Raw genomic sequence first — 17841 nt, 5'->3', positions numbered from 1 at the left:
AAGTCTCATATGGGAATTACAGAAGAATACAAAAAAAATGTTTCTTTACAGCCGAATAAAGTAGCGATTAAAGAAAATGATAGAGTTTTAACATATAAAGATTGGTTCGAGTCAGTTTGTAAAGTAGCAAACTGGTTGAATGAAAAAGAATCGAAGAATAAAACAGTTGCAATAGTTTTAGAAAATCGTATTGAATTTTTACAAATATTTGCCGGAGCAGCGATGGCAGGTTGGATTTGTGTACCGTTAGATATAAAGTGGAAACAGGGTGAGCTTGAGGAAAGAATAGCAATTAGTAACCCGGATATTATTGTGACGGAACGGTATAAGTTAAATGATATACCGGGGGAAGAAGAAAGAGTAGTTGAGATTGATGAATGGAAAGAAATGATAGAGAAATATCTTCCTGCATATCATCCTGTAGAAAATGTACAAAACGCTCCCTTTTATATGGGATTTACATCAGGATCAACAGGAAAAGCAAAAGCGTTTTTACGTGCGCAACAATCATGGGTCCATAGTTTTCATTGTAATGTACATGACTTTCATATGAAAAAGACAGATTCTATTTTAATAGCTGGAACACTTGTTCATTCTCTTTTCGTATATGGTGCAATAAGTGCATTGTATTTAGGTCAAACGGTACACGTTATGAGAAAGTTTATTCCAGATCAAGTGTTGTGCAAGTTAGAAACTGAGAATATTTCCGTAATGTATACAGTCCCGACAATGCTTGAGTCTTTGTATAAAGAAAATAAAGTAATTGAAAGTGAAATGAAAATTATTTCGTCAGGAGCGAAATGGGAAGCTGAAGCGAAAGAAAAGATAAAGAATATGTTTCCTTATGCAAAAAGATATGAATTTTATGGTGCGTCTGAGCTAAGTTTTGTAACAGCATTGGTCAATGAAGAGAGTGAAAGAAAGCCGAATTCAGTAGGGAAACCTTGTCATAATGTACAAGTTCGAATAGGTAATGAAGCAGGAGAAGAAATACAGGTAGGCGAGGTAGGAACTGTTTATGTAAAAAGTGATCAGTTTTTTATGGGCTATGTATCGGATGGAGCTATAATCCCACAATTGACCAAAGATGGTTGGATGACAGTGCATGATGTAGGCTATCAAGATGAGGAAGGCTTTATATATATAGTTGGTAGAGAGAAAAATATGATTCTATTTGGAGGGATTAATATTTACCCAGAAGAGATAGAGAGTGTGTTATATACGCATCCAGCTGTTGAAGAAGTTGTTGTTGTCGGTATAAAAGATAGTTATTGGGGTGAAAAGCCTGTCGCAATAGTCAAAGGAAGTGCTACAAAGCAACAATTAAAGAGCTACTGCTTACAACGATTATCATCTTTTAAAATACCTAAAGAATGGTGTTTTGTAGATGAAATACCTTATACGAGTAGCGGGAAAGTAGCTCGCATTGCAGCAAAAAGTATATTCGAAAAACGGGAGAAAATATATGAATAGAGCGGTTATTGTAGAAGCGAAAAGGACGCCTATTGGCAAAAAGAATGGGATGTTCAAAGATTATGAAGTTCAGCAATTAGCTGCACCGCTTCTTACGTTTTTAAGTAAAGGGATTGAGAGTGAAATAGATGATGTCATATTAGGTAATGTCGTTGGACCAGGAGGTAATGTTGCGAGATTATCTGCATTAGAAGCTGGACTTGGTTATCATATACCTGGTGTAACGATTGACCGGCAATGTGGTGCTGGATTGGAATCAATTCGTACTGCGTGTCATCTTATTCAAGGTGGTGCCGGTAATTGCTATATTGCTGGAGGAGTAGAGAGTACAAGTACGTCATCTTTTCAAAATAGAGCGCGGTTTTCACCTGAAACAATTGGAGACCCTGATATGGGATTGGCGGCTGAGTATGTTGCAGAGCGGTATAACATAACAAAAGAAATGCAAGATGAATACGCTTGTCTTAGTTATAAACGGACGCTACAAGCATTAGAAAAAGGATATTTACAAGAGGAAATATTATCTGGGGATTTTAATGGAATGTTGGACGAACCAATAAAGAGAGAAATGAATTATGAAAGAATAATTAAGAGAACAAAGCCTGTATTTTTGCAAAATGGTACTGTGACAGCAGGAAATTCGTGTGGTGTAAATGACGGGGCATGTGCAGTTCTTGTAATGGAAGAACAGCAAGCTCGAAAATTAGGATATAAGCCTGTTCTTCGGTTCGTTCACAGTGCTGTAGTTGGAGTGGACCCGAATCTCCCAGGAACTGGTCCGATATTCGCAGTACAAAAACTACTCAGAGAAATGAATTTAGTAATAGAAGATATTGATTGTATTGAGATGAATGAAGCGTTCGCTTCGAAAATTGTTGCTTGTGCAAAGGAATTACAAATTCCATATGAGAAGCTCAATATAAATGGTGGTGCAATTGCACTTGGTCATCCGTACGGTGCGTCTGGGGCTATGCTTGTAACACGCTTGTATTATCAGGCGCAAAGAGAACGTATGAAATATGGAATTGCGACATTAGGAATTGGGGGGGGAATTGGGCTTGCTCTCTTATTTGAGAAAGTAGAAGACTAGCAAGGAACTAGTTTTCTACTTTTTGAGGGACATATACATTACTGCCAGGTTTTGATTTTATTTCGTTCCAAGCAGCGATAGCATCAGCTTTTGATTTTCCTTTGTTGCATGGATCTTCGAAAAAAGCACGAGTAAAACGATTGTATTCAAACTGTGCACCGATGTTTGTTTTATATGCTGGGTCTTTTTTACGTTCGCTTTCTTCATACCAAAACGTTACAGCATCCTCATATGTTTTTCCTGCATTCTCTTTAAAAAACTTTTGAAGGGCTACTGTAAAGCGGAAGTTTGCTCCAATTTTTTCTTTAAAAAAAGCACGGACATCTTCGCTACAGCGGTGGTTTTCAGTAATAATCGTTTGAAGAGAAAGATCTTTATAGGAGAGGGAGTTTTTACTCTTTTTTTGATTAGAACAATTCTTTAATATTTTACCTGTAGTCAAAAAGTGTGTAATACGTTCAGAAATCTCAGTTTTAGAGCCGTTTGAGGGTAAATCATGCTCACGACAAAATGTTTGCAGTTCTGCTTTTAACCAATAATAATTTTGAAAATCTTCGAGTGGTATAGCTTTTGTTAAAGGTGGACGCATGAATGTAACAACTTCTTTCTTCCATAATTTCCTTTAATTATAAAACGTATGTTCTTTTTGTGGAAGGGTTAATTTGTAAATTTAATAGGAGTAGGAGAGAGAGTATGACTAATTTAATGCAAGTTCGTGTTACGGGAATTTTAATTGAAGATGAAAAAGTATTATTAGTAAAACAAAAAGTCGCTAATCGGAATTGGTCTTTACCTGGAGGAAGAGTAGAGAATGGTGAAATGTTAGAGGAAGCGATGATTCGAGAAATGCGAGAAGAAACAGGATTAGAAACTAAGATTAAGAAATTACTTTATGTTTGTGATAAACCAGGTACTATACCATCTTTATTACATATTACTTTTCTACTTGAAAGGATTACAGGGGAACTTACGCTTCCTTCTAATGAATTTGATCACAATCCAATTCATGATGTACAAATGGTAGAGATAGAGAAACTAAGTAATTATGGTTTTTCAGAGGTTTTCATTAAACTTGTGTCTGAAGGATTTCTAAACGCAGGGAGTTATCAAGGATTAAAACAAAATATTGGTTTGTAAACATAAGAGGAGGCTGTTATTTTGGAACAGACTCCTCTTATTATATAAGTTGCGATTGTTGTTGTATTTTGTGGGTAAATCGGTATTTCTTATAGAATCGTTCATATAATTTCATTTACTGTATTACTATGTACGAAGCAGAAAAGAGAATGGGATGTCATCCAGTTCAATGACATCCCATTCATAAAATAATCTACACTGCAGATTGTAAAGAAGAAACAAGTTGATTTAAAAACTCATCTCCAGTCATAATTGCTTTCCCACCGCCACGAGCACTCTTTTTATTTCCCCCGCCTTTTCCTTCAATAGAAGGGAGGGCATCTTTTAAAAGTGTATTCATATCGAGTGTCACTGCCTTACCACAAGTAAGGATGCATTGTAGTTTTTCTTCGTTTTCAATGACGAAGTATGTAATTGCCTGTTCTTGTTGTTCTGTAATGATAGCAGACAGTTTTGCGATTTCTGGCATTGAGCGATCTGTAAATACTTTAGAGATAATTGTTCCAGTATGTAGTTCTTCTGATTGTTGTAATAATTCATTTGCTTCTACAAATAATAGTTTTTCATTCATTGTTTGTATAGCTTTTTCGTTTTCTTTTTGAGAGGTAAGAAGCTGTGCTACCTTTGTTGGAATATCAGTTTCGCTACTGTTCAATTGTTTAGAAACATCTTTAATAATTTGTTGGTGCTGCCTAATTAATTTAAGTGTGCGCCAACCAGCGATAAACGTTAAACGTATACCACCTTTGTTGCGCTCCCAACTAAGTACTTGAATAGGGCCTACTTCACCTGTATGTTTCGGATGTGTTCCACCGCAACCGTTGTAGTCATAGTTTTCGATGATAACAACGCGTATATTTTCTGTCATAGTTGGCTCTTTACGAAGGGGGAATTTTTGCGCTTCTTCTAAGGTCATCCATTCAATACGAATAGGGTGATTTTCAAAGACAATTTGATTAGCAATTTGTACTGCCTTTTCAATGGTCTCTGTAGAAAGGTTAGCCGTTTCTAAATCAATTGTCACTGTTTCTTTTCCAAGATGGAACCCAATTGTTGGTATGTTAAAATGATCCCAAAAAGCAGCAGATAAAATGTGCTGAGCTGTATGCTGTTGCATATGGTCAAAACGACGTTGCCAATCTATTTTCCCGTCTACTTCTTTTGTATGTAGTTGTTCTACTATGAAATGACGAATTTCTCCATCTACCTCTTCGACATTAGTTACCGGAATGTCATTTAAAGTTCCAGTGTCATGTGGTTGTCCGCCACCTGTTGGATAAAATGCAGTTTCATTTAAAACAACGTACAAGTTTCCTGCTGAATCAATATCTTGTTTTATAACTTTAGTTGTAAAGACTTGCTGATAAGCGTCGTTGTAATATAATTTTTGTTCCAATTTGTTTTCCCCTTTCGTGTTCACTAGTTTCATTGTAAAGCAATCGAAATAAGTTTCCTAATATTTCAGAAGAAAGAAACTATTTTTAGAATTTTCTTGCTATAATAAGAAAAAGAAAATGCGGGGGTGGAAAGAAATGCTATATGATAACGGCGTAGATAAACTGCTTAGTTTAAACAGAAATATTTCTAAATTATATCGAGAATTAAATGAAATGACCCGGATTTTAACGGAATGTAATCGAGAAAGTGTAAAATTTGATCGGTTATATGTAAAAGAGTTACTTTGGAAAAAAGAAGATGTGATAGAGAAGTATGATCAATTACTTGTCCAGTTATGTATTAATGAATGCTTTGATTTAAAAAGTGTAATTACTGGCGAATATAAGTATACATATGAAGAAGTAGAAAGCATTGTATTAGAATTTAATGAAAAGTATAATGTTGTAATTTTAATTAAAGATGTTTGTAAAGAATTACAGTTTACATATGGAATTGATATGGACATAACGAGAACAGCTCGGGTGTAAACATCTCAAGTATAGAAAAAGGAAAAAGAAAGCAGATCCTTTGCTTTCTTTTTTGATGTAGAAAAAGGGAGAGTAGATCTAAAGATGAAGGGGAAGTTACAACAGATTCATCCACTAGGCATGACAATTATTATAGGGACTTTATTTGCGAGATTCGCCACTTCAATGAGTATTCCTTTTTTAGCGATTTATTTAACAACCGTTAAAGACGTATCGGCTGGAATGACTGGTGCTATTATTGGAACGAGTGCACTTGTTGGAGTGTTTGCTAGTTTTATTGGGGGGAATTTATCGGACCGATTTGGCCGAAATATAATAATAATATGGTCCATGATTGTTTGGATTTTTGTATTTATAGGATTTTCAGTTGCAGATCATGTTTTGAGTTTTTTTCTATTAAACGCTTTGAATGGATTGTGTCGTTCATTTTTTGAACCAACATCAAGAGCGTTATTATCAGATTTAACGAAACCAGAGTATCGTTTACTCGTTTATAACTTACGGTACGGTGCAATAAATGTTGGGGTAGCGATTGGTCCACTTGTTGGATTACAAATTGGAAGTGCCAAATCAACTATTCCGTTTTTAGTAGCCGCTGGAGTATACATTCTATATACAGCGATATTAGCGTTGCAATTTAAGAAGTACCCACTTGAAAAGAAGAAAATAAATACAGAAAAACCCGTCACGATGTTAAATGCAATTCGTATTTTACGAAAAGACATAGTATTTTTAGTTGCGTTAATCGGTATTATTTTGAGTAATTGTGGCTTTTCACATTTAACGACGACAGTATCTCAATACTTTGCAAACGCACATATATTTCAAGATGGAGTAAAGTTATTTTCATATATGCTAACTTTAAATGCGATCGTAGTAGTGGCCATTCAATACCCTGTTATTAAAATGTGTAAAAGGTATACGCCATTAGCGTCTATTATAGTCGGAACGTTGTTTGTGAGCGGGGGATTGTTTGGATTTGGAATAGTAGAATCCATACTAGGTGCTGCCATCTGTACAATTATTTTTACAGTTGGAGAAGTTCTAATGTTCTCAATGACAGATGTATTTATAGATGATATAGCTGTTTCAAATCTAAAGGGTACATATTTTGGAGCGATGGGCTTCTCTGGAATTGGTGGAGTAATTGGTCCTTGGTTTGGCGGGATACTCCTCGATTACTATGGATATCAAAATGGTTTTTTAGTATTTTTCATATTAGCCATATTTTCAACTGTAGCATTTCCAGTCCTTTTAGTTACAAAAGGTTTATTGAAAAAAAGATATATTAGAAATTCTAAAATAGAAATACATGCGAAATAACAGAAGCCCGAGCAAACTAAAAATTTGATCGGGCTTCTGTTTGTATTTATATCGATCCTTAATGCGAAAAAAAGACTTTCTTTTCATGCGTATTAGCAACTTCATTTTTGGAAATATGAATGGTTAAAAATCCATTTTCTAAACAGGCTAGCATCTTCTTGTAAATAATATTAGCAGGTAAGGGAATTATTCGCTGTAAAGAAGCATTGTTATGAAGTATGCAAATGTTTAGGCCTGTCTCCATCTTTTTTATGAGTACATTCTGTTCAGTTACATTTGGTACATCTGTTTCCAAAATGTATTCTTGTTCTGTTTCACAAAGGTCAATATGAATTTGATTTGGAAAACTAAAGTTACTATAAGAATCGGAACAAAATTGATCCATCCATTCTTCGAAACCATCAACATGAAAAAGACAATTCTTCTTTTTCTTGCCCATGTACGACACCCTCCGTAAAAGCTCAATTCATACTATGTTATGCATGAATGAAGTAGGGGTGAAGAATAAATGAAAAATATAAACAGTGTATGTGACAAATATAGCTAGTGTGAATGTTTTTTTACATATCATGATGTGCATGATTTTTTTGGCGTGAATGGTTACGGTTTTTTACTTTATGAGACCCGCTTAAAGGTTCAGGCTGCCCAGAAGAGTACCCTTTCTTCTCGTTTTGATGATTAGATTGATTATTGTTTTTACCCATTGTATTTTACACCTCCTCTTTTTATTTAGAATGAGAGAAGTTTGCGAATTTATACGAGAATGTTTTTAGAGAAAAGGGTAAAGATAAGTAGGACTAACTAATATAGAAAGGGGAAAGTATTATGCCATATCATAAAAATAAGCAACAAGCTTTTCAGGCCGCGCAGCAAGGATTTGTTCAAGCTGAAAATGTATTTAATAATATTGTGAAAAATGATCCGAATTACGGTCATGATTTAAAAGAACTACGCCAAGAAGTTCAGGAGGCGTACGAACAGATTCAAAATGCACTTGAAGTAGCATCAGAAACACAACGTCCACAACTTGAGGAATATGAAAGTAATCTCCAAAATATTATGCAGAATGTAGATCGATTAGAAAAGTAAAGGAAGGTTGTTGTGAATTCAACAACCCCATTACTCTTAGCGCTACTATGCTGAAACGAAAAATTTTTATTTTAATTTTTTCCTTAATGTGTGCAGTACATATATTTCAAGTGGACAAAGTGGAAGCGAAAATGTTGTTAAGGAAAGAGTTAGAACCGACTGGTTATGTAACATGGGAAGTACCTAATAATGAGAAAATCATTGCGATTACATTTGATGATGGACCGGATCCAACTTATACACCGCAAGTATTAGATTTATTACGTCAATATAAAGCGGAAGCGACTTTTTTTATGATTGGTTTTCGAGTTCAGCGTAATCCATACTTAGTAAAGCGAGTGCTAAAAGAGGGGCATGAAATTGGAAATCATACGATGAATCATTTGTATGCGAATAATTCATCAGACGAAAAGTTGAAAAATGATATTTTAAATGGAAAGAAATATTTTAAAAAATGGGTGAAAGAGCCTTTATTGTTCCGTCCACCAGGTGGATATATTAATGATGCTGTATTTACAACAGCGAAAGAAGCTGGCTATCAAATTGTTTTATGGTCATGGCACCAAGACCCACGTGATTGGGCAAATCCAGGTACTGAATCCATTGTAAATCATGTTGTGAAAAATGCTAAAAGTGGAGATATTGTACTGTTGCACGATGGAGGCAGTGATCGTAGTCAAACAGTTGCGGCATTGGCAAAAATTTTACCTGAGCTTAAAAAGCAGGGGTATCGATTTGTGACGGTTTCGGAGTTGCTACGTTATAAGCATTAAAAAAAATCCCAAAAGGTGAACCTTTTGGGATTTTTCGTTACTGATTCTTTTTTCGTTTCTTATTATTTTGTCGCTGTGCTGGTGTTAAAGGTTCATTTGCGAACTCTTCGTTATAACCAGTTCCTTGCCCTTGTGCGGATGCAGCATTCATTCCTGAAATAGTATGATTTGCTTTTCGTTTACCCATTTTTTCTCACCTCTATAATGTTTTTTATAGATGAATCATGAGTTGTTCATAACATATATGAACGTAAAGTAGAGTGCTTTACTTTACAATAATAGTATTTATAAGGAGCATGGACACTATTCAAATTTAGAAAGATAAAGAAAACTTATTATAATCAATAAGTTTCTTATTATTTACTTATTTAGAAAGTTGTAATAAGATATTATCGTAAGGTATTGAAAAGTTTGTCTACATTTTATATTCAGACAAATTAGTCACGTTTAACAGGGGGGAAACATAATGGTCAAACATAATCCATTTCAATCACGTGCAACTTTTGAATTAGATGGAAAGACGTATCATTATTATCAATTGAAAGCGCTTGAAAACGCAGGGGTTGGCAACGTATCTCAATTACCATATTCCGTGAAAGTTTTACTTGAATCTGTACTTCGTCAAGTAGACGGACGCGTAATTACAGAAGAGCATGTTATAAATTTAGCGAAATGGGGAACGAAAGATGTTCAAGATATCGATGTTCCATTTAAACCATCTCGTGTAATCTTACAAGATTTCACAGGTGTTCCAGCTGTTGTAGATTTGGCTTCGCTTCGTAAAGCAATGGCAGACATGGGCGGGGATCCTGACAAAATTAATCCTGAAATTACTGTAGACCTTGTAATTGACCACTCAGTACAGGTTGATAGAGCGGGTACGGCAGACTCGCTTGCATTCAACATGGACTTAGAGTTTAAACGTAATGAAGAACGTTATAAATTTTTAAGCTGGGCACAGAAATCATTTGATAACTACCGTGCAGTTCCACCAGCAACAGGTATTGTACACCAAGTAAATCTTGAATATTTAGCACCGGTTGTTCATGCGGTGAAAAATGCTGAAGGTGACTTAGTTGCATACCCAGATTCATTAGTTGGAACAGACTCACATACAACAATGATTAATGGTATTGGTGTTCTTGGATGGGGCGTTGGTGGTATTGAAGCAGAAGCAGGAATGCTTGGACAGCCTTCATATTTCCCAGTACCTGAAGTAATCGGTGTGAAATTAACTGGTACACTTCCAAGTGGTACAACAGCAACTGACGTTGCATTAAAAGTAACACAAGTGCTACGTCAAAAAGGTGTAGTTGGTAAATTTGTTGAGTTCTTCGGTAATGGACTAAAGAGCATGCCTTTAGCTGACCGTGCAACAATTTCAAATATGGCACCAGAATACGGTGCAACTTGTGGATTCTTCCCAATCGACGACATTTCATTAGAATACTTACGTTTAACAGGTAGAGATGAAGAGCAAATTCGCGTTGTTGAAGAATATTGTAAAGCAAATGGCTTATTCTATACAGCGGACAGTAAAGATCCAATCTACACTGATCTTGTTGAAATTGATTTAAATACAATCGAATCTAACCTTTCTGGACCGAAACGTCCGCAAGATTTAATCCCGCTTTCAAATATGAAAGAGGAGTTCCATAAAGCTGTTGTAGCACCAGTTGGAACACAAGGACTTGGATTCAATGAGCAAGAGTTTGATAAAGAAGTGAAAGTTACATTAAAAGATCAAGAAGTAACGATGAAAACAGGCGGAATTGCAATTGCTGCGATTACAAGCTGTACAAATACGTCAAATCCATACGTATTAATTGGAGCAGGTTTAGTTGCGAAGAAAGCAATTGAAAAAGGACTTAAAGTACCTGGTTACGTAAAAACATCGTTAGCACCAGGATCTAAAGTTGTTACAGAGTACTTAGATAAGTCTGGTTTAACAACGTATTTAGATCAATTAGGCTTCCAAACAGTTGGTTACGGCTGTACGACTTGTATCGGTAACTCTGGTCCATTAGCAGAGGAATTAGAAGAAGCGATCGCAGCGAACGACTTATTAGTAACATCTGTTTTATCTGGTAACCGTAACTTTGAAGGTCGTATTCATCCACTTGTAAAGGCAAACTACTTAGCGTCACCACCACTTGTTGTGGCATATGCACTTGCAGGTACTGTTGATATTGATCTGAAAAATGATGCAATCGGTAAAGATGCAAATGGCAACTCTATTTACTTCAATGATATTTGGCCATCAGCTAAAGAAATTGAAGATGTAGTTCAAAGTGTTGTTACATCTGAATTGTTCAAAAAAGAATATGCGCAAGTATTTAACAGCAATGAGCGCTGGAATGAAATCCAAACTTCTAATGAAGCTTTATATACTTGGGATAATGATTCAACATACATTCAAAACCCACCATTCTTTGAAGGATTATCTAAAGAGCCAGGTGAAGTTGAAACGTTATCAGGTTTACGCGTAGTTGGTAAATTTGGTGATTCTGTAACGACAGACCATATTTCACCAGCAGGTTCAATTGGTAAGCATACGCCAGCTGGACGCTATTTATTAGAAAACGGCGTACAACCAGTTGACTTTAACTCTTACGGTTCTCGTCGTGGTAATCATGAAGTTATGATGCGTGGTACATTCGCAAATATCCGTATTAAAAACCAAATTGCACCAGGAACAGAAGGCGGATATACAACATATTGGCCAACTGGTGAAGTAACATCTATCTATGATGCTGCTATGAAATATAAAGAAGATGGCACAGGCCTTCTAGTTGTTGCTGGTAAAGATTACGGTATGGGAAGTTCTCGTGACTGGGCTGCGAAAGGTACAAACTTATTAGGTATTAAAGCAGTAATCGCAGAAAGCTTCGAGCGTATTCACCGCAGTAACTTAGTGTTAATGGGCGTATTACCATTACAATTTAAAGATGGCGAAAGCGCTGAAACATTAGGTCTTGTTGGTAACGAGTCATTTGAAATTCAAATTGACAAAACGGTTAGACCACGCGATCTTGTAAAAGTAGTTGCAATCGATGCAGAAGGCAAAGAAAAACAATTCGAAGTAGTAGCTCGTTTCGATAGTGAAGTTGAAATTGACTACTACCGTCACGGTGGTATTTTACAAATGGTTCTTCGTGAGAAAATCGAAGAGTCTAAAGTATCGAACTAAATAATTGTAATGAATGATAAGGAAGCTGACATATGTTAGCTTCCTTACTTTATGTACAGAGGAAAGGGATGAAACCATTTGGTTTCATCCCTTTCCTTTTATTATGCAAATTTGGAGGAATGATGATGAATGAGTATAGAAAAATTGTGTTGCCGCTGTTGCAAGAAAAGCTGTTGTTAATTACTGCGATATGTAATTGAAGGACTAGGAGGGGACGTAACGAGAATTGTGACGACACATGATGTAGAGAGGGCGATGATTGCGGATCGGGTTATTGTAATGAAGAATGGAATTATTGTGGAATGTGGGAATCCTAGAGAATTATTAAATTGCAACTCATTGTTCAAAGAGATGCAAACAAAAAGATAAGAGCTACGTAGCGCTCTTATCTTTATTCAGTCTTATTAAGTTGATACGTATAAGACTCAGGATCGTTAGTATTAAATTCTTTGACTAAAGTAAGTTGATTTGTATCTGGGTTATATTTGAAAATTTTGACCGTATGTTCGCTACTTAGTGATGGATTATATTCTTGAATAGCAAATGTATTTTCAGCAATCTGTGTCATATTACTGGTGGAAACACTTTCTATGGAATCATGATTTGTAGAAATTTCAACGACTCTTCCACCGTTGAAAAATAAAAGAACGATTACTAAAATAACTAAACATATTCGTATATAGCGAAGTTCTTTACTAATAGGATGTTCTCCCAAAATAATCATCCTTTCTATAACTATTGTATAGTAGTGGTGATAGTCATCGTGAAGAAACTAAGAATACCAAGGCCTGCTAAAAGGATAAATGAGATTAAAGCGATATAGAGACAAATACGTCCAACTTTCTTTTTTTCAGGATCTTTACTGAAGAGTGAGATGTCCATGTGATAATGCCGATTGGGGAAAATATAAAGCTAAGAATATATAATAGTATTTTTTCAAATGAATTCATAAAAAACCGCCCTTTTTGAAAGTTCTACATGTACCGTTTTCTTCGTATTAAAGCTGCTGTTATGTAGGAAAGTACAGAATAAACAGCTCCATATACAATCCAAGCATCTAATTTTTGTAAAGTTAAGTGTAAATCAAATCCAGAAATGATAATGAAAAATATAAGTGGGACAGTAAAAGAAATAATAATTGCAGCCCATTTGGATCTGTATAGTAAGGCGCTAAAAAAAATACATAGTAATGGTAAATTGAAGAAAACAAAAGTAAAAGGGCTGATAAGTAATTGTAAAATACATATCACCTCGCAGGTTTTGTATGTACTTCTAATTATATGATAAAAAGGGAAATACTTCATTTTAACTCTAAAAATTCTAACTATTTCGAATGTGAATATTTCCAAGCTTGTCCGTATAAGCTAAAATAAGGTATAGAGTATTTAGGTAATCATGTTACAAGAAGATAAACACGTAAGGGTGATATAATATGTGGCGGAAACTTACCATTATTGTAGTGTTACTTTGTTTAGCGGGATATGCAGCGTATGAACAGTTTGGTGAAAAGGATCAGGCAGTACAAGGGAAGCAAGAAAAAAGTGAAGCAGCTATGAAAGAAATTATCGCAAGGAATGGTATTGAAATTGGAAAGAGCGCACCAGATTTTGAATTAACAAAGATAGATGGAACGAATATAAAATTATCTGATTTAAAAGGGAAGAAAGTTATTTTAAACTTTTGGGCAACGTGGTGTGGGCCTTGTCAGCAAGAAATGCCTGATATGGAGGCCTTTTATAAAGAGCATAAAGAAAACGTAGAAATTTTAGCTATAAATTATACTCCTTCAGAAAAAGGTGGGGGAGAAGAGAAGGTAAGCAATTTTGCGAAGGAAAAAGGAATTACTTTTCCTATTTTATTGGACAAGAACATTGATGTGACGACAGCGTATAAAGTAATTACAATCCCAACGTCTTATTTTATAGATACAAAAGGTGTCATCCAAGATAAGTTTATCGGACCGATGACACAAAAAGAGATGGAAAAACGGATTGCGAAATTGAAATAATAAGTAAAAAGGCAGAGATGGATATTGGCCATTTCTGTCTTTTCTTTTTCATGGAGTGATGACTTCGTGATATGATAAAGTGAAACTTTAATCAGTGGGGGAGGTGTTCATCCCCCGCTGATTATTAGTTGAACCAATCGGGCATTTACGGGCAGTTGATCTCCCACTAAACCTTTTTGCTTTACAGCTGAATTTTGAGGTGGGAGTCTTACTGCCCGTTAATGCGGGGTAAAAGAAAGATAACCGTTAATAACAGATGAGGGAGTGTATGGATTGGGGAATGTATCCTTACCATTAGATTATGTTGTAATTGATTTTGAAACGACAGGGTTTAATCCCTATAATGATAAAATTATCCAAGTAGCAGCTGTGAAGTACCGTAATCATGAACTGATTGATCAATTTGTATCGTATGTGAATCCAGAGCGTCCAATTCCAAGCCGAATTACGAGCTTAACAGGTATTACAAATTATCGTGTTTCAGACGCACCAACAATTGAAGAAGTATTACCTTTATTTTTAGCATTTCTAGATACAAATATTATTGTGGCACATAATGCTTCTTTTGATATGCGTTTTTTAAAGAGTAATGTAAATATGCTTGGACTACCTGAGCCTAAAAATAACGTTATTGATACTGTCTTTTTAGCGAAAAAATATATGAAGCATGCGCCTAATCATAAACTAGAAACGTTAAAACGAATGCTTGGAATTCGCTTAAGTTCTCATAATGCATTTGACGATTGTATTACATGTGCAGCTGTTTATCAAAGATGTGCATCAGTTGAAGAAGAAGGAAAGAGAAAAGCAAAGAAAGAAGTACTGGATGACACAGCGGTATTTGAAGCGGTAAAAGAAATACTTGTGCGAAATAAACGTGATATTGAATGGATTCGTTGTATGAATGTCGGGAGTTATTTAGATATAAAGGTTTTTTATCCAATTATAAGGTTAAAGGTAAAAGGGCGAAAGAAATATGTGTTAACAGAAAAAATGGAAGACGATGTAAGAGAAATTTGTACGAGCTTAACATGTGAGGCAGCATTGAAAAGTGAGATTGGCAACACGAGAATTATGATTGACAGTGTAGAGGACATTTTGAAGTTAGAGAGCTACATTGTAGAAGAATACGATTCGGTATTACGAGTGCTGGATGAATATAGAGCAAATAAAGTAAATGCAGATGAAGAAATTAAAAAGTATTTAAATATGATGGTGTAAAAAATCCCATGCGTAAAATATGCGCATGGGATTTTTTATCAAAACATAAAATTTTCTTACAAATCTGATTAAAGAGTTTTTCATTTGCTCATACTATGTAGTAAGAAAGCGAAGGAGAAAGGGTGAGCAACATGAGAAGAAGTCGCCGCAAGTCGTTTGAAGAACTTGTAAATGAAAATAAACAACAATTATTAAGCGATCGTGATGCAATCGATCGAATTGAAGAGCGAATTGAAAAACGTTATGAAATGAAACTTTTTAAGCAGGCTGAATAATTCTTAACACTAGTACGATACTAGTATTAAGGAGGCGATAGTAATGGGTAATCCGAAAAAGAATTCAAAAGACTTTGCACCAAACCAAATTGGAACACAATCGAAAAAAGCTGGTGGAAATAAAGGGAAGCAAATGCAAGACCAAACTGGCAAACAACCGATTGTAGATAACGGTTAAAGAAAAGGAGAATGTTGCATTCTCCTTTTTTATGTATAAATTTGAAGAGATATAGGTAATTTAAGATAGTATGTATATATAATTAGGAGGAAAGAACATGCCGAATCCAGACAATCGAAGTGACAACGCTGAGAAATTACAAGAAATGGTACAAAATACGATTGATAATTTTAATGAAGCAAAAGAAACAGCGGAACTTTCTAATGAAAAAGATCGTGCTGCCATTGAAGCGAAAAATCAAAGACGTTTAGAAAGTATTGATTCATTAAAAAGTGAAATAAAAGATGAATCTTAACAGAATGTACAAAAAAAGGGGCTGACGAAAGTCAGCCCTTTTTCGTGATTGTAAAGTTTTCAACGAGTAAACGCCAATTTTGTGGGAATGGTAGACCAATTTTCCAATAGCTAATGCCGCCTATACCTTGCTCTTTCATTAAATTAAATTTACTTTGTACGGACCGTGAATCTTCAAACCATACTTCGTGTTGTACGCCGTTTTCGTCAAAGTAATTAAAATGTGGAGCTTGAGCTGTGAAATCATAGCGGATAGGAACATTGTATTTGCGAGCTAGTGCAACAGCTGCGACAGAGCTAACTGCTTTTGCGGGTGGATTCCCTTGTTTGAACGGTAGTTTCCAATCGAATCCGTATAAATTTTGCCCCATCATAATTTTTTGTGGAGGCATTTGAGATTTTGCATATTGAAGTACCTCTTTTACAGGACCAATAGGAGAAATTGCCATCGGTGGCCCACCTTGCCAACCCCAGTCGTATGTCATAATAACGACGAAATCAACAATTTGCCCTTGTGCTTTATAATCATGGGCTGCAAAAAATTTTCCTTTTTGAGTGGAGCTTGTTTTTGGTACGAGAGTTGTACTTAATGTGTACCCGTTAGGTAAGCGTGTTTTCACATTTCGTAAAAAACGATTATATGCTTCACGATCTTCGGGCGCCACATTCTCGAAATCAAAATGAATGTCTCGCATGCCATATTTTTCAGCTGTTTGCAAAATGTTTGTAATAAATTTATTTTGGATGGTTGCGTCGCGTAAAAGAACAGATGCCAGATCGGCACTGAAATTTCCATTTTCGATATTTGTAATAACGAGCATAGGGATGGTTTTACCTTGCGTTGCAAGGTTAGCGATTTTAGCTGTTTCGGTTGGTTCTTTTAAAGTACCGTCTCTTTTTGCTTCAAAACTAAAATAGGCTAAATAGGTTAAAAATGGGTTGATAGCACGTGTAGCATTTACTAAACTTTCTTTTATTGGAATTGTTGAAGGTTGTAAATAAGCGATGGATTCTGCTGCTCTTTTTGTCCCTTTTGGTATATATAATTGCTGTCCGACATGGAGAATAGATTTTAATGAAAGGTTATTAACTTTAGCTAAACTAGCGAGAGGAACGTTATATGTTTGAGAAATTCGATACAGGCTGTCACCAGGCTGTACATAATAATTATTGCCTTTCGTATTAACGATAAGTGCCTGACCAACAACGAGTGTTTCGGATGGATTTAGGCCATTGTCTTTTACAATCTCTTCAGGTGTAGATCCATATTTTGAAGCTAAACTATATACACTATCACCGCTACGAACTGTTACAATTTGAATCATGTGCTTGCCCCTTTCAATAAAAGATTCACTGTTTTTATTTTATTTTTGATTCCACTGTATTATGATTAAATGTATGCAAGGTAGCAGAAGTGAAAGAAGGCGAATAGAAATGTTTGTAGCAGAACATGAAATTGAAATCCGCTATGCGGAAACAGACCAAATGGGTGTTGTTTACCATTCAAACTATTTAGTGTGGCTGGAACTTGGACGCACGAAACTTATACAAGAATTAGGATTTTCATATGTTGAAATGGAGAAAGAGGGAGTTATCTCTCCTGTATTAGACTTGCAAATCTCATACCGTAAAGCGATGCGTTATGGAGAAAAGGCCATTGTGAAAACATGGATTGATACTGTGAGTCCACTTCGTGTTGTATATGGATATGAAATTTATAACGGCGATGGTGAGCTTTGTATTACGGCAAGTACAACGAATATTTGTGCGAAAAAAGAAGGGTTTCGCCCTGTATCATTTAAAAAATTATATCCTGAGTGGTATGCGAAATATGAGGAAATTAAAAAGAAATAAAAAAAGCGTGG

22 protein-coding genes and 2 pseudogenes are annotated in these 17841 nt (G+C 35.5%); 16 read left to right on the top strand and 8 right to left on the bottom strand.

Annotation, left to right across the window (positions count from 1 at the left end):
- Positions 1-9: 9 nt before the first annotated feature.
- Complete coding sequence (locus tag ACTFQM_RS13225; protein WP_440034748.1) at positions 10-1473, top strand: acyl-CoA synthetase; 1464 nt, start codon at positions 10-12, stop codon at positions 1471-1473.
- The gene (locus tag ACTFQM_RS13220; protein ID WP_440034747.1) at positions 1466-2563 is read left to right on the top strand and encodes an acetyl-CoA C-acyltransferase; all 1098 of its coding nucleotides are present in this window, start codon (positions 1466-1468) and stop codon (positions 2561-2563) included. The genes ACTFQM_RS13225 and ACTFQM_RS13220 overlap by 8 nt, the downstream gene beginning before the upstream one ends.
- A gap of 7 nt (positions 2564-2570) precedes the next feature.
- Here the strand turns inward: ACTFQM_RS13220 and ACTFQM_RS13215 are convergent, their stop codons facing one another.
- Positions 2571-3152 carry a DUF6434 domain-containing protein gene (locus ACTFQM_RS13215; RefSeq protein WP_440034746.1) on the bottom strand — a complete coding sequence of 194 codons (582 nt, stop codon included), beginning with the start codon at positions 3150-3152 and terminating at the stop codon, positions 2571-2573.
- A gap of 104 nt (positions 3153-3256) precedes the next feature.
- On the opposite strand from ACTFQM_RS13215, the gene ACTFQM_RS13210 reads away from it, so the two are divergent.
- Entirely contained in the window at positions 3257-3700 is a 444-nt protein-coding gene (locus tag ACTFQM_RS13210; RefSeq protein WP_440034744.1) for an NUDIX hydrolase, read from the top strand.
- Positions 3701-3893: 193 nt separating this feature from the next.
- Here ACTFQM_RS13210 and ACTFQM_RS13205 read toward each other — a convergent pair whose 3' ends face one another.
- Positions 3894-5096: an alanyl-tRNA editing protein gene (locus ACTFQM_RS13205; protein ID WP_440034741.1), complete on the bottom strand. Its 1203-nt coding sequence runs from the start codon at positions 5094-5096 to the stop codon at positions 3894-3896.
- A 136-nt stretch (positions 5097-5232) separates the two neighbouring features.
- On the opposite strand from ACTFQM_RS13205, the gene ACTFQM_RS13200 reads away from it, so the two are divergent.
- Together ACTFQM_RS13200 and ACTFQM_RS13195 are read left to right on the top strand one after the other, a co-directional pair.
- Entirely contained in the window at positions 5233-5625 is a 393-nt protein-coding gene (locus ACTFQM_RS13200) for a hypothetical protein (protein WP_440034738.1), read from the top strand.
- An 84-nt stretch (positions 5626-5709) separates the two neighbouring features.
- Positions 5710-6948 carry an MDR family MFS transporter gene (locus ACTFQM_RS13195; protein ID WP_440034736.1) on the top strand — a complete coding sequence of 413 codons (1239 nt, stop codon included), beginning with the start codon at positions 5710-5712 and terminating at the stop codon, positions 6946-6948.
- 58 nt (positions 6949-7006) lie between these two features.
- On the opposite strand, the gene ACTFQM_RS13190 is transcribed toward ACTFQM_RS13195, so the two are convergent.
- Together ACTFQM_RS13190 and ACTFQM_RS13185 are read right to left on the bottom strand one after the other, a co-directional pair.
- Complete coding sequence (locus ACTFQM_RS13190; protein WP_141548763.1) at positions 7007-7387, bottom strand: Hsp20/alpha crystallin family protein; 381 nt, start codon at positions 7385-7387, stop codon at positions 7007-7009.
- 121 nt (positions 7388-7508) lie between these two features.
- Positions 7509-7652: a small acid-soluble spore protein P gene (locus ACTFQM_RS13185; RefSeq protein WP_440034734.1), complete on the bottom strand. Its 144-nt coding sequence runs from the start codon at positions 7650-7652 to the stop codon at positions 7509-7511.
- 121 nt (positions 7653-7773) lie between these two features.
- Here ACTFQM_RS13185 and ACTFQM_RS13180 point away from each other — a divergent pair, with 121 nt between their 5' ends.
- Both ACTFQM_RS13180 and pdaB read left to right on the top strand, forming a co-directional pair.
- Positions 7774-8037, top strand: a complete 264-nt coding sequence (locus ACTFQM_RS13180) for a hypothetical protein (protein ID WP_440034731.1) — start codon at positions 7774-7776, stop codon at positions 8035-8037.
- Between the two features lie 47 nt (positions 8038-8084).
- A complete protein-coding gene (pdaB, locus tag ACTFQM_RS13175) occupies positions 8085-8810 on the top strand; it encodes a polysaccharide deacetylase family sporulation protein PdaB (protein WP_400528215.1) in 726 nt (241 codons plus the stop codon).
- A gap of 37 nt (positions 8811-8847) precedes the next feature.
- On the opposite strand, the gene sspO is transcribed toward pdaB, so the two are convergent.
- Positions 8848-8997 (bottom strand): small acid-soluble spore protein O, encoded by a 150-nt coding sequence (gene sspO, locus ACTFQM_RS13170; protein ID WP_242235400.1) that lies wholly within the window; start codon positions 8995-8997, stop codon positions 8848-8850.
- Positions 8998-9276: 279 nt separating this feature from the next.
- On the opposite strand from sspO, the gene acnA reads away from it, so the two are divergent.
- From acnA to ACTFQM_RS13155, 3 genes and pseudogenes are all read left to right on the top strand, one after another.
- On the top strand, positions 9277-12000 hold the full coding sequence (gene acnA, locus ACTFQM_RS13165) for an aconitate hydratase AcnA (RefSeq protein ID WP_440034729.1): 2724 nt from the start codon (positions 9277-9279) through the stop codon (positions 11998-12000).
- A gap of 32 nt (positions 12001-12032) precedes the next feature.
- Positions 12033-12200, top strand: a complete 168-nt coding sequence (locus tag ACTFQM_RS13160; protein ID WP_440034728.1) for a hypothetical protein — start codon at positions 12033-12035, stop codon at positions 12198-12200.
- Positions 12193-12369, top strand: a pseudogene (locus tag ACTFQM_RS13155) (ABC transporter ATP-binding protein); the annotation flags it as partial. The gene ACTFQM_RS13160 and the pseudogene ACTFQM_RS13155, both read left to right, overlap by 8 nt.
- Before the next feature lie 22 nt (positions 12370-12391).
- Here the strand turns inward: ACTFQM_RS13155 and ACTFQM_RS13150 are convergent.
- Together ACTFQM_RS13150 and ACTFQM_RS13145 are read right to left on the bottom strand one after the other, a co-directional pair.
- Complete coding sequence (locus ACTFQM_RS13150; protein WP_440034726.1) at positions 12392-12724, bottom strand: YmzC family protein; 333 nt, start codon at positions 12722-12724, stop codon at positions 12392-12394.
- Between the two features lie 11 nt (positions 12725-12735).
- Positions 12736-12950 (bottom strand): annotated as a pseudogene (locus ACTFQM_RS13145) (hypothetical protein).
- A 482-nt stretch (positions 12951-13432) separates the two neighbouring features.
- On the opposite strand from ACTFQM_RS13145, the gene ACTFQM_RS13140 reads away from it, so the two are divergent.
- The 5 genes from ACTFQM_RS13140 (at position 13433) to tlp (ending at position 15977) form a co-directional block, all read left to right on the top strand.
- Positions 13433-14008 carry a TlpA family protein disulfide reductase gene (locus tag ACTFQM_RS13140; protein WP_440034723.1) on the top strand — a complete coding sequence of 192 codons (576 nt, stop codon included), beginning with the start codon at positions 13433-13435 and terminating at the stop codon, positions 14006-14008.
- Positions 14009-14281: 273 nt separating this feature from the next.
- The gene (locus ACTFQM_RS13135) at positions 14282-15229 is read left to right on the top strand and encodes a 3'-5' exonuclease (RefSeq protein ID WP_440034722.1); all 948 of its coding nucleotides are present in this window, start codon (positions 14282-14284) and stop codon (positions 15227-15229) included.
- Between the two features lie 131 nt (positions 15230-15360).
- Entirely contained in the window at positions 15361-15504 is a 144-nt protein-coding gene (locus ACTFQM_RS13130) for an FbpB family small basic protein (protein WP_001254699.1), read from the top strand.
- Between the two features lie 43 nt (positions 15505-15547).
- A complete protein-coding gene (sspN, locus tag ACTFQM_RS13125) occupies positions 15548-15682 on the top strand; it encodes an acid-soluble spore protein SspN (protein ID WP_000527988.1) in 135 nt (44 codons plus the stop codon).
- Between the two features lie 97 nt (positions 15683-15779).
- Positions 15780-15977, top strand: coding sequence for a small acid-soluble spore protein Tlp (tlp, locus tag ACTFQM_RS13120; RefSeq protein ID WP_002172888.1), 198 nt, complete (start codon positions 15780-15782; stop codon positions 15975-15977).
- A gap of 31 nt (positions 15978-16008) precedes the next feature.
- Here tlp and ACTFQM_RS13115 read toward each other — a convergent pair whose 3' ends face one another.
- On the bottom strand, positions 16009-17301 hold the full coding sequence (locus tag ACTFQM_RS13115; RefSeq protein ID WP_440034719.1) for a glycosyl hydrolase family 18 protein: 1293 nt from the start codon (positions 17299-17301) through the stop codon (positions 16009-16011).
- Positions 17302-17410: 109 nt separating this feature from the next.
- On the opposite strand from ACTFQM_RS13115, the gene ACTFQM_RS13110 reads away from it, so the two are divergent.
- On the top strand, positions 17411-17830 hold the full coding sequence (locus tag ACTFQM_RS13110) for an acyl-CoA thioesterase (protein WP_002172886.1): 420 nt from the start codon (positions 17411-17413) through the stop codon (positions 17828-17830).
- Positions 17831-17841: the final 11 nt, after the last annotated feature.

It is taken from the genome of Bacillus cereus group sp. MYBK30-2 (genome assembly GCF_051915945.1).
In the GTDB taxonomy this organism is placed as follows: Bacteria; Bacillota; Bacilli; order Bacillales; family Bacillaceae_G; genus Bacillus_A; species Bacillus_A paramycoides.
This window is presented reverse-complemented; position numbering and strand designations above follow the sequence as displayed.